Here is an 11,550-nt window from a genome sequence, read left to right as displayed (position 1 = left end):
GTCCGCTCCCACTTCTCCCCCCCCCCCCCGCCCCCCCCCCCCCCCCCCCCGGGGGGGCGGCGCCCCCCCCCCCCCCCCGCGGCGGGCGCCCCTCCCGCGCTCCCGCGGCGTGCCCGCCTCCCCCGGCCCCCCGCCCCCCCCCGGCGCCGAGGCGCGGCGCCGCGCCACCGAGACGCGGCCCGACGCTATCGTGCTGGACATCAACATGCCGGTGCTCGACGGCGTCAGCGTGGTCACCGCGCTGAGGGCGATGGACAACGACGTGCCGGTGTGCGTGCTGTCGGCGCGCAGTTCCGTCGACGACCGGGTGGCCGGGCTGGAGGCGGGCGCCGACGACTATCTGGTCAAGCCATTCGTGCTGGCCGAGCTGGTCGCGCGGGTCAAGGCGCTGCTGCGCAGGCGCGGCGCGACGGCGACGTTCTCGTCAGAGACCATCACCGTCGGTCCGCTGGAGGTGGACATCCCCGGCAGGCGGGCGCGCGTCAACGGTGCCGACGTCGACCTGACCAAGCGTGAGTTCGACCTGCTCGCGGTGCTCGCCGAGCACAAGACCGCGGTGCTGTCGCGCGCTCAGCTTCTCGAGCTGGTGTGGGGGTACGACTTCGCGGCGGACACCAACGTTGTCGACGTGTTCATCGGCTATCTGCGACGCAAGTTGGAGGCCGGCGGCGCACCCCGGCTGCTGCACACCGTCCGCGGCGTTGGGTTCGTGCTCAGGACGCAGTAGCGGCCATGAACCTGCTGTCCCGGATATTCCGCAGCACACCTTCGCTTCGCACCAGGGTGGTGGTGGCGACGGCGATCGGGGCGGCGATTCCGGTGCTCATCGTCGGCGCGGTGGTCTGGGTCGGCATCACCAACGACCGCAAGGAGCGGCTGGACCGCAGGCTCGACGAGGCGGCGGGTTTCGCGATCCCGTTCCTGCCGCGCGGGCTCGACGAGATCCCCAAGTCCCCGAACGACCAGGACGCGGTCATCACGGTGCGCCGTAGCGACGGACAGGTCACGTCCAATTCGGACGTCGAACTACCCCGGTTGGCGCCGGGCTATGAGGACACCTACGTCGACGGGGTGCGGTACCGGGTCCGCACCGTGGAGATCCGCGGACCACAGGGCCCGATTTCGGTCGCCGTGGGCGACACCTACGACGCGACCATCGCCGACACCAACAACCTGCATCGCAGAGTGATCATCATCTGCCTGTTCGCCATCATCGCGTCGACCATTTTCGGTTGGATGCTGGCCACATTCGCGGTGCGACCGTTCAAGCGGCTGGCCCAACAAACGGGCCAGATCGACTCGGCCGAGGAACCGCCGACCATCGAAGTGCACGGCGCCACCGAGGCGGTCGAGATCGCCGACGCCGTCAAGGGCATGCTCGAACGCATCTCGAAGGAGCAGGACCGGACCAAGGCCGCGCTGGCGTCGGCGCGCGACTTCTCCGCTGTGTCCGCCCACGAACTGCGCACACCGCTGACCGCGATGCGCACCAACCTCGAGGTGCTGGCGACCCTGGATCTACCCGAAGAGCAGCGCAAAGAGGTGGTCAACGACGTCATCCGGACCCAGTCGCGCATCGAGGCCACGCTCGGGGCGTTGGAGCGGTTGGCCCAGGGCGAACTGTCGACCTCCGACGACCACGTCCCGGTCGACATCACCGAACTGCTCGACCGGGCCGCGCACGACGCGATGCGGGTGTACCCCGACCTCGACGTGTCGTTGGTGCCTGCGCCGACGGTGATCATCGTCGGGTTGCCCGCCGGGTTACGGCTCGCCGTGGACAACGCGATCGCCAACGCGGTCAAACACGGCGGCGCGAAGCGGGTGCAGTTGTCGGCGGTGAGCTCGCGGGCGGGCGTGGAGATCGCGATCGACGACGACGGTGTCGGCATCCCCGAAGAGGAGCGCAAGGTGGTGTTCGAGCGTTTCTCGCGTGGCTCGACGGCGTCGCACTCTGGTTCGGGGCTGGGCCTGGCACTGGTGGCGCAGCAAGCCGAATTGCACGGCGGCACAGCCTCGTTGGAGGAAAGCCCCCTGGGCGGGGTGCGGCTACTGCTGCGGCTGCCCGGCCCCAGCTAGCTAATTCCGGAGGTTAGCGGGTGGCGAGCAGGTCGATGACAAAGATCACGTCATCGGGTGGCCAGCAGGTCGATGACAAAGATCACGTCATCGGGTGGCCAGCAGGTCGATGACAAAGATCAGCGTCTTGCCCGAGAGGCGGTGTCCGCCGCCTGCCGGGCCGTAGGCCTGCTCCGGCGGGATGATCAGTTGACGACGGCCCCCGACCTTCATCCCTGGGATGCCGTCCTGCCAGCCCTGGATCAGTCCGCGCAGCGGAAACTCGATGGACTCGCCGCGGTTCCACGAGCTGTCGAACTCTTCGCCGGTGTCGTACTCCACGCCGACGTAGTGCACCTCGACCGTGCCACCGGGCACGGCCTCCGCACCGTCGCCGACCACCAGATCCTTGATCGCAAGGTCGGTCGGCGCAGGCCCGTCGGGAAACTCGATCTCTGGCTTGGTACTCATCGCACTCACCGTAGTCTGGATTCGTGACCAAGGATCAAGACATTCTCGCTCAGGTCAACAAGCTTGTCGCCGAGGAGAAGGAACTGCGGGACAAGCTGCAGCACCACGAGATCGACGAATCCGAGGAGCATCAGCGGCTTCGCGCGGTGGAAGTGGCGCTCGATCAGTGCTGGGACCTGCTGCGGCAGCGGCGGGCGCTGCGCGACACCGGAGGCGATCCCCGCGAAGCCAAGGTGCGGCCTGCGGATGAGGTCGAGGGTTACCTCAACTGAACCAGCGTTATGACGCCATAGTGGTCGGCGGCGGACACAACGGCCTGGTGGCTGCGGCCTACCTGGCGCGAGCGGGCCGGCGGGTGCAGGTGCTCGAACGGCTTGACCACGTCGGAGGCGCGGCGGTGTCGGCGCATGCCTTCGACGGCGTGGACGCGCGACTGTCGCGCTACTCGTATCTGGTCAGCCTGTTGCCGCGGCGCATCATCGACGAACTGGGCGCGCGGGTGCGGTTGGTCCGCAGGCGCTACTCCTCCTATACGCCCGATCCTTCGACGGCGGGACGCACGGGTCTGCTGATCGGCCCGCAGTCGACCTTCGCGGCGATCGGGGCCGGCGACGACGAGGCCGGCGTCGAGGAGTTCTACCGACGCTGCCGCGTGGTGACCTCACGGCTGTGGCCGACGCTGACCCAGCCGCTGCGCACCCGCGACGAAGCGCGCCGGCACGTGGCCGACGACGAGGCGTGGCGGTTCATGGTCGAAGAGCCGATCGGGCATGCGATCACCGCCGCGGTGTCCAACGATGTGGTGCGCGGCGTGCTGGCCACCGACGCGTTGATCGGGACGTTCGCCCGCACCGACGATCCGTCGTTGGCGCAGAACATCTGCTTCATGTACCACCTGTTGGGCGGGGGCACCGGCGACTGGGACGTGCCGGTCGGCGGCATGGGGGCGGTCAGCGGAGCGCTGGCGGCGGCGGCAGCCGGACATGGTGCCGAAATCGTCACGGGTGCAGAGGTTTTCGCGATCGATCCCGATGGCCAGGTGCGTTATCGGCGCGATGACATTGAGCACAAGGTGCATGCCGACCACGTGTTGGCGAACGTCACGCCGGCGGTGCTGGCGGGACTGTTGGGTGAACCCGAGCCCGCATTGGCGCCTGGGGCGCAGATCAAGGTCAATCTGATGCTGCGCCGGTTGCCGCGATTGCGTGACGACAGCGTCACGCCCGAGCAGGCGTTCGGCGGCACGTTCCACATCAACGAGACCTACAGCCAACTCGACACTGCGTATATCCGCGCCGACCATGGCCTGGTGCCCGAACCGCTGCCGTGTGAGATCTATTGCCATTCGCTGACCGATCCGAGCATCCTGTCGGATCGGCTGCGCGAGTCGGGTGCACAGACGCTGACCGTGTTCGGCCTGCACACACCGCACAAATTGGTCGCAGCCGCGGATCCGGATCGGATGCGGGACACTTTGACGTCGGCGGCGCTGAACTCGCTGAATTCGGTTCTGGCCGAACCGATTCAAGATGTGCTGATGGAGGACTCCGCGGGCAGGTTGTGCATCGAGGCGAAGACGACGTTGGACCTGGAGCAGTCGCTGTGCATGACCGCGGGCAACATCTTCCACGGTGCGTTGCAGTGGCCGTTCGCATCCGACGACGAGCCGTTGCAGACACCCGCGCAGCGGTGGGGTGTCGCGACGGCACACCAGCGGATCATGTTGTGTGGCTCGGGATCCCGTCGAGGTGGTGCGGTGTCGGGCATCGGCGGCCACAACGCGGCCATGGCGGTGCTTCAGAGCTAGGGCATTTCCTCGGCCAACGCCATGTGGCCCTCATAGCCGTAATCGGCGGCCATCTCTCGATAGCGGTCCCTGAATTCGCCGTAACCGACGTCGTCGCCACGTGCCCGTGCCAGCAGCGCGCGCAGTCGCAGCAGGGTGACGTCGCGCACCGCGAGGTCATCAAGCGGTGCCGCAGCCAACCGCTCGACGACGGTTTGCGCTTCGGCCATATCGTCGTTCGTGCCACGCTCGAGCAGCGCGATCACCAGAACGGTCGTCGCCCACATCGAGAATGTGAACTGGCCGCTGCCATACAGCGTGTCCATCGCCGCCCGCATCACCGGGAACGCAGCATCGAAATTCCCGCGCCGTGCGTCCTCGCGCGCGGCGTGGAGATCGAGGACTGGAAGTTCGGATTTGAAGAACTGTTTGCGGTCACACATCGCACGGAGCTCGGCCAGCATCTGCATTCCGCGTGCCGTGTCGGCACGCGTCTCGACCAACGCGGCACCCAACATGTAGGTGGTCAGTCCCACCGCGTTGTGATCGCCGATCTCGCGGGCCACGCGGAACGCCTCCTCCATTTCGGCGAACGCGTCGTCGTCGACGACCAGCGAGCCAGCCAGGAACAATGCGGCATACTTGTACGCCACCACGCTGGCGAATGTGAGTAGGTCGTGCTCGCGGGCCATCGCCACCGCTTCTTCAAAGTCGTTGTGCCAGCCGCGAATACCGAGGAACAAGCGCGCGTACCCACGGAACACCAGGGCCAACGCCAGCGGCGACCCCGTAAGCAGCGAGCCCCGCAGCGGATCGCCGTCGGCGATGTCGATGCCGACCTGGGCCCACCGCAGGACATCGGCCATCTGACCTGTTTCCTGTTTGACGGCCAAGGGTCCCCACAACATTGCGAGCGTCGCGTCGGGGTCGCCGATGGATTCCAGCAGCGCTTCGTTCTCGGATGCCAGTTGTACGCCTTCGGCCACCCGACCCTCGGCCATATATGCCGACATCTGTCCCAACATCGCCATGGCGAGCGACCGCTTGTCGCCCGCCGCCTCGCACAACTCGCGAAGCTCGTCGAATCCGGAGCGCGTGAAACTGTCCGCCGACCGGAACGTCGTCGCGCACAGGTTCGTCCTCGGGGCGATGCGCATGGTCAGACGGTGCGGATCGTCATCCGGCAGCGCATCGGCGACTTGTTGTGCCCGTTGCCAACTCGCCCGTGCAGTGCCGATGTCGCGCGACGACGACCAGGCGCCGGCCCGCATATGCCACTCGTATGCCGCATGTGCGTCACCCGCCGCCTCGTAGTGCTCCGCGATCATCGGGGCATTCTGGTCGGTCTGTTCCAGCGTGGCCGCCAACCTCCGATGCAACTGTGCCCGGTCCGCCTTCAGCTGAGACTCATAGGCGACCGCACGAATCAGCCCGTGCCGGAACGCATACCGAGGTATCGCGCCGAACTCGACCTGATCGACCAACTCCGCTTGGACAAGATCGGTCAGCGCCGGTTCGATGTCCAATGCCGCGAGAGTTTCCGGCTGGAATTGAGATCCGATCACCGCCGCCGCGTTCAGCGCCCGCTTCGCGGCGGGTTCCAGGCGGTCGATCCGCGCGGCGATCACTGCCTGCAGCGTGCCCGGCACACTGACCTCCCTGGCCGGTTCCACACACAGATAGCATCCACGACCACCGATCAACACGTCGCGCTCCTTGAGGTCGCGGACGATCTCCTCTGCGAAAAACGGATTTCCGCCCGCGCGGTCGGCGACCAGATCGACGAGTTCAGCCACTGACCGGTCGTCGCCCAACAACTCGGCCCCGAGTTGGGCCATCTGCGAATCATCCAGCGGCTCAAGGGCGATGGTCTGTGCCCGAGGGGTTCGCGCGAGCGCGCCCGCGTACTCCGGGCGATACGTGATCAGCAGAAGCGAACGCGTCCGCGGCACGACGGCGGCGAAGTCCACGAGCATCGACTCGCTGATGTCGTCGATCCAGTGCGCATCCTCGACCACATAGACCGTCGGCGTGCTTCTCGACAGCGCCGCGGCGTTCACCATTGCCGTGACTCGCCGCCGTCTGGCATCCGGATCGATCTGCGCGAGCGACGCCTCCGGATCGCCGATGCCCAGGAGATCCTCCAGGATCATCAGATCGTCGTCGTCCGCTCCTGAGAATCGCGTCCGTATCCGTGCCCTGGCCTCGGCGGCATCCAGATCGTCGATGCCGGTCGTGGCCCGCAGCAGGCTGGCGGCGGCATGAAACGGAACGTCGGTGGTGTGCGACTCGCAGTGCGCCGTGACCACCTCTGCACCGAGATTCGTTGCGCGCGCCGCGATTTCACGGATCAGTCGGCTCTTGCCGATGCCTGGCGGCCCCACCAGTCCGACGACAGCGCCGTTGCCCTTCACGGCGCGATCGAGCAACCCGTTGAGCGCGGTCATCTCCCACTCCCGGCCGACGAACGTCGCCTCGGCGCGGCTGGTTCGCCTGCCGGTCGCGACGCCCAACAGCCGGCGAGCGGGCACCGGCAGGTCGGATCCTTTGATATGCACGAGTTCGGGTTCGCCGAGCACTGCGTTGTTTTCGACCAGACGCGCCGTCGATTCGCTCACCATCACGCCGCCCGGCACCGCGACCGTCTCCATCCGCTGCGCCATTCCGACCTGCTCGCCGACGGCGGTGTAGGCCAGCGGGCCAGCGCCGATTTCGCCGGTGATGACCTCGCCGGAGTTCAGTCCGACGCGTAGTTGCAAGGCGATGTTGTCGCGGCGCTCGACTTGCGCGGAGAGCCCCTTCGCGTCCTTCTGCACGTCCAGTGCCGCGCGGCAGGCGCGCAGCGCGTGGTCTTCGAACGCAACCGGCGCCCCGAAAACCACCATCAGGCCGTCGCCGGTGAACTTGTCGACGGTTCCGCCGTATCGCTGAACCGTTCTGGAGCAGCGGTTGAAGAGTTCGGTCATGATCTCGCGGAGCCGCTCCGGCCCCACGGATGCCGCGATGTCCATCGAGCGGACGACGTCGGCGAACAGCACGGTGACTTGCTTGTACTCGGCGTGGCTGTCCAGTACGGCGACCGGCGAACCACACGCGTCACAGAATCGGGCGCCGTCCCGCGGTTCGGCACCGCAGTTGCGACACGGTATCGCCACCGCCAAATGATATGGCTAGTGGCCGACTACCCGGCCCAGGATCGCCTGCAGAGCCTTCAGGTCAGCGGTGTCGAGCGCGGCCAGCGCGGCCGGCGCCGGATCTTCGACCGCGTCGATCTTGTCGACCATCGCGCGGCCTGCGTCGGTGAGCGACACGACCTTGCAGCGCCGGTTCGTCGGGTCGGTTTCGCGCACGACGAAGCCACGGTCCTCGAGATCGTTGACCGCGACCGTCGTCGCGGGCGCATCCATCGTCGCGGCGTGTGCGAGTTGTTTGACGGTCATCGACTGCCTGCTCAGCCGGGCCAGGATGCGTACCCTGCTGAACGGCAGCCCGCTGCACTCGACGACCGCGCGTTTCCACCCGTCGCGGTTGTCGTGGACCAGCGACGCGATCGTCCGCCAAACCTCGCCGGCCAGAGCGTCATCGGACATCGGCGCTCTCCTTCACCGCAGTCCCGGCCACCAGTGGGGCCAACCGATCCGCGGATCTCAGCGCGCGCGCCGACGTGGAAAACACCGCGAGCGCGAGGATCACCACACCCAGCCCGGTGCAGATCAGCCACAGCGGCCTGGCGGCCATTGCGAAGTCGACGCCCGTTCCGGCCAGCGCCGATCCGACCACCGAACCACATAGCGCCACGCCGACACTCACGCCGACCTGACGGCTGGTCGAGGCCACCGCCGAGGCCGCGCCCGCCCGATCCGTGGGCATGCCGCTGACCGCCGCATTGGTGATCGGGGCGTTGACCATCGAGAAGCCGACGCCGAACACGGCGAAGATCACCAGGATCTGCCACACCGCCGTGGTCGCGGTCAAACGCGTGAGCAACAACGTCGCGGCGGTGATCAGGACGCCGGCGATCAGTAGCGACGGTCGGCTGCCGAACCGGCCGACCATCCGGCCCGACAGCGGCGAAAAGATCAGCGCGCCAATGGCAACGGGCAGATAGATCAGGCCGGTGTGGAAAGCCGAGAAGCCCCGCTCATTCTGTAGGTACAGCGACATCACGAACAGGAACGCACCCCACGCGGCGAACGCGCACACCGCGATCATCGTCGCCGAGGCGAACGGAATGCTGCGGAAGAACCGAAGGTCGATGAACGGATCGTGGCGGCGCGATTCGTAGTACAGGAACGCCGCGAAGGCGAGCAGCGCGACGACGCCGACCACGATGTTGCGGGTGTCGGTCCAACCGCGGGCAGGGCCCTCGATCAACACGTAGACCACGCCGAACAGGAACGCCATCCCGAGACCCTGGCCGACCGGGTCGACGTCGCGCATGGTGGCCGAGCGCGATTCGGGTACGAAGATGGCCGTCAGCACGATTGCGAGCGCACAGATCGGCAGGTTGATCCAGAACACCGCCCGCCAGTTGACGAGTTCGATCAGCGCGCCGCCCACGATGGGGCCGAGCGCCATCGAGATGCCGACGACTCCGCCCCAGACCCCGATCGCACGTGCGCGCTCCACGCGTCCGGTGAACACCTGTGTGATGATCGACATCGCGACCGGGTTCAGCATCGAACCGCCGATGGCCTGCAGCATGCGGGCCAGGATCAGGATCGAGATGTTGGGCGACAGGCTGCACAGCAGCGATCCGACCGCGAAGACGATCAGTCCGATCTGGAACGTCCGCCTGCGCCCGAAGCGGTCTGCCGTCGCGCCGGAAAGCAGCAGCAACGACGCGAGCACCAGCGTGTAGATGTCGATCACCCACTGCAGTTGCGAAGCCTTGGCGCCCAGATCCGCGCGGATGTTCGGTATCGCGACGTTGACGATCGTCGCGTCCATCGACACGATCAGCAGGCTCAGGCAGCAGGTCACCAGGATGATGGCCTTGCGCCGCGAGCTCAACGACCGGACGACAGCTTCATTCACCCAACAATTGTGAAACTACAACTGTTCGCCAGACAAGTTCGGACGCGGTGAAATGCGTCGCAATCCGCGAGTGTGGGGTTATGTCACGCTCCGAGCGCCCAGAGCGTGCGGGTAACCCACGTTCGGCGGAACCGGACCTGTGAAGCCTCAGCGAGCCTCGAGGGCCTTGTAGTCGCGCTCGGTGTAGCCCGTGTAGATCTGCCGCGGGCGACCGATCTTGCCGCTGCCGTCCTCGTGCATCTCGCGCCAGTGCGCGATCCAGCCGGGCAGCCGGCCGACCGAGAACAACACGGTGAACATCCGGGTCGGGAAGCCCATCGCGCGGTAGATCACGCCGGTGTAGAAGTCGACGTTCGGATACAGCTTGCGCTCGACGAAGTAGTCGTCGGTCAACGCGACTTCTTCGAGCGCCTTGGCGATGTCGAGCAGTTCGTCGTCGCCGCCGAGCTTGCCGAGGATCTTGTCGGCCTGCTCCTTGACGATGCGCGCCCGCGGGTCGTAGTTCTTGTACACCCGGTGGCCGAAGCCCATCAGCTTGACGCCGTCTTCCTTGTTCTTGACCTTCTTGACGAAGTCGTGCACATCGCCATCGGACTGGCGGATCTTCTCCAGCATCTCCAGCACCGCCTGGTTGGCGCCGCCGTGCAGCGGGCCCCACAGCGCGTTGATGCCGCCGGAGATCGAAGTGAACAGGTTCGCCTGCGACGAGCCGACCAGCCGCACCGTCGAGGTCGAGCAGTTCTGCTCGTGGTCGGCGTGCAGGATGAGCAACAGGTCGAGGGCCCGGACGACCTCCGGGTCCACCTCGTACGGTTCGGCCGGGAAGCCGAACGTCATCCGCAGGAAGTTCTCCACCAGGCTCAGCGAGTTGTCCGGGTACAAGAACGGCTGGCCCACCGACTTCTTGTACGCGTACGCCGCGATGGTCGGCAGCTTGGCCAGCAGCCGAATGGTGGACAGCTCCACCTGCTCGTCGTCGAAGGGGTCCAACGAATCCTGGTAGTACGCGCTCAGCGCGTTCACCGCGCTGGACACCACCGGCATCGGGTGGGCGTTGCGCGGGAAGCCGTCGAAGAACCGCTTCAGGTCCTCGTGCAGCAGCGTGTGGCGCTGGATCTGGTGGGTGAACTTTTCCAACTGCTCCGTCGTGGGCAGCTCGCCGTAGATCAGGAGATAGCTGACCTCGAGGAAGTTGGACTTCTCCGCGAGCTGCTCGATCGGGTAGCCGCGGTAGCGCAGGATGCCCGCGTCACCGTCGATGTAGGTGATCGCGCTCTTGGTCGAGGCGGTGTTGACGAAACCTTCGTCGAACGTGGTGTAGCCGCTCTTGGCCAACAGCGAACCCAACGCGATGCCGTTGGCCCCCTCGGTGGCAGTGACGATATCTAAGTCAAGCTCGCCACCGGGGTAAGAGAGGCTGGCGTGCTCACCACTGGATGGGTTATCGGCCACGGGAATCCCTTCGTCGCTGCCGTCAATGCGGAGGTCTGCCCTACAAAAGGTAGTCCCATTCCAGCAGTCGTGCCCGAGCGGGGGCAGTGACTTAGCTAGACCGAGGGTCGCGCGTCGGAAATTTCAGCCATGAACTCGGCGTACGTCGCCTCCAGTCGCGAGACGATGCTGTCGATGTCGATGGTGGACCAGTCGACGTCGGGCGAGCCGAGATCGGCGAAGGCGGTCATGATGATCCCGCCCCACATCGCCGAGACGAGGCGCAGCCGACGGTCGTCGATGGGCACACCCAGCCGCTTGGCGAGTTCGATGTTGACGGCGTGAGGGCGGAACTCGAGCGCGGCGTGCCGCAGCGTCTGCGACGACATGATGATCCGGACGATGCAAAGCATTCGCTCGGCCGACAGCGCGCCCGGCGGCGCTGTCTTCGTGCCGGTGTACATCGCGATGTAGGAGCGACGCAGCGCCTCGAAGTGGTTCAGATCCGCGGGCTGCCTGCTGAGTTCCTCAGCGGCCGTGCCGAGTGCGTCGTCCACGAGCGCCAAGGCGATGGCGTCCTTGGTCGCGAAATATCGGCTGAACGTGCGCGGTGAGACGTCGGCGACGGCGGCGATCTGGTCGACGGTGGTGCGCTCGAATCCCTGACGGTCGCAGAGTTCGACCGCCGCGTCGATCAGAGTGGCGCGGGTGCGTTGCTTCTTTCGTTCCCGCAAACCGAGGGCTGGGACGCCCCTGACTTCAGCCAC

General features: G+C 66.6%; 9 protein-coding genes and 1 pseudogene. 4 read left to right on the top strand and 6 right to left on the bottom strand.

What is annotated here, in order from left to right; all coding sequences use genetic code 11:
* Nucleotides 1-142: 142 nt before the first annotated feature.
* Both A5724_RS18590 and A5724_RS18585 read left to right on the top strand, forming a co-directional pair.
* Nucleotides 143-727: pseudogene (locus A5724_RS18590) on the top strand (response regulator transcription factor); the annotation flags it as partial.
* Nucleotides 728-732: 5 nt separating this feature from the next.
* A complete protein-coding gene (locus A5724_RS18585) occupies nt 733-2,079 on the top strand; it encodes a sensor histidine kinase KdpD (RefSeq protein ID WP_067805089.1) in 1,347 nt (448 codons plus the stop codon).
* 87 nt (nt 2,080-2,166) lie between these two features.
* Here A5724_RS18585 and A5724_RS18580 read toward each other — a convergent pair whose 3' ends face one another.
* Nucleotides 2,167-2,529 (bottom strand): FKBP-type peptidyl-prolyl cis-trans isomerase, encoded by a 363-nt coding sequence (locus A5724_RS18580; RefSeq protein WP_067805086.1) that lies wholly within the window; start codon nt 2,527-2,529, stop codon nt 2,167-2,169.
* A 23-nt stretch (nt 2,530-2,552) separates the two neighbouring features.
* On the opposite strand from A5724_RS18580, the gene A5724_RS18575 reads away from it, so the two are divergent.
* Nucleotides 2,553-2,801: a DUF2630 family protein gene (locus A5724_RS18575; RefSeq protein ID WP_067805083.1), complete on the top strand. Its 249-nt coding sequence runs from the start codon at nt 2,553-2,555 to the stop codon at nt 2,799-2,801.
* Nucleotides 2,802-2,821: 20 nt separating this feature from the next.
* Nucleotides 2,822-4,336 (top strand): NAD(P)/FAD-dependent oxidoreductase, encoded by a 1,515-nt coding sequence (locus A5724_RS18570; protein WP_232004892.1) that lies wholly within the window; start codon nt 2,822-2,824, stop codon nt 4,334-4,336.
* On the opposite strand, the gene A5724_RS18565 is transcribed toward A5724_RS18570, so the two are convergent.
* The 5 genes from A5724_RS18565 to A5724_RS18545 all read right to left on the bottom strand — a co-directional run bounded on the left by A5724_RS18565 (nt 4,333) and on the right by A5724_RS18545 (nt 11,550).
* Nucleotides 4,333-7,470: an adenylate/guanylate cyclase domain-containing protein gene (locus A5724_RS18565; RefSeq protein ID WP_067805080.1), complete on the bottom strand. Its 3,138-nt coding sequence runs from the start codon at nt 7,468-7,470 to the stop codon at nt 4,333-4,335. The two genes, A5724_RS18570 and A5724_RS18565, sit on opposite strands and share 4 nt — an antisense overlap.
* A gap of 15 nt (nt 7,471-7,485) precedes the next feature.
* Nucleotides 7,486-7,905 carry a MarR family winged helix-turn-helix transcriptional regulator gene (locus tag A5724_RS18560; protein ID WP_067805077.1) on the bottom strand — a complete coding sequence of 140 codons (420 nt, stop codon included), beginning with the start codon at nt 7,903-7,905 and terminating at the stop codon, nt 7,486-7,488.
* Complete coding sequence (locus A5724_RS18555) at nt 7,895-9,352, bottom strand: DHA2 family efflux MFS transporter permease subunit (protein ID WP_067805074.1); 1,458 nt, start codon at nt 9,350-9,352, stop codon at nt 7,895-7,897. Before A5724_RS18555 ends, A5724_RS18560 begins: the two co-directional genes overlap by 11 nt.
* Nucleotides 9,353-9,499: 147 nt before the next feature.
* Nucleotides 9,500-10,804, bottom strand: a complete 1,305-nt coding sequence (locus tag A5724_RS18550) for a citrate synthase (RefSeq protein ID WP_082965132.1) — start codon at nt 10,802-10,804, stop codon at nt 9,500-9,502.
* 95 nt (nt 10,805-10,899) lie between these two features.
* The gene (locus A5724_RS18545) at nt 10,900-11,550 is read right to left on the bottom strand and encodes a TetR family transcriptional regulator (RefSeq protein WP_067805130.1); all 651 of its coding nucleotides are present in this window, start codon (nt 11,548-11,550) and stop codon (nt 10,900-10,902) included.

The sequence above is a fragment of the Mycobacterium sp. ACS1612 genome (genome assembly GCF_001667505.1).
In the GTDB taxonomy this organism is placed as follows: domain Bacteria; phylum Actinomycetota; class Actinomycetes; order Mycobacteriales; family Mycobacteriaceae; genus Mycobacterium.
This window is presented reverse-complemented; position numbering and strand designations above follow the sequence as displayed.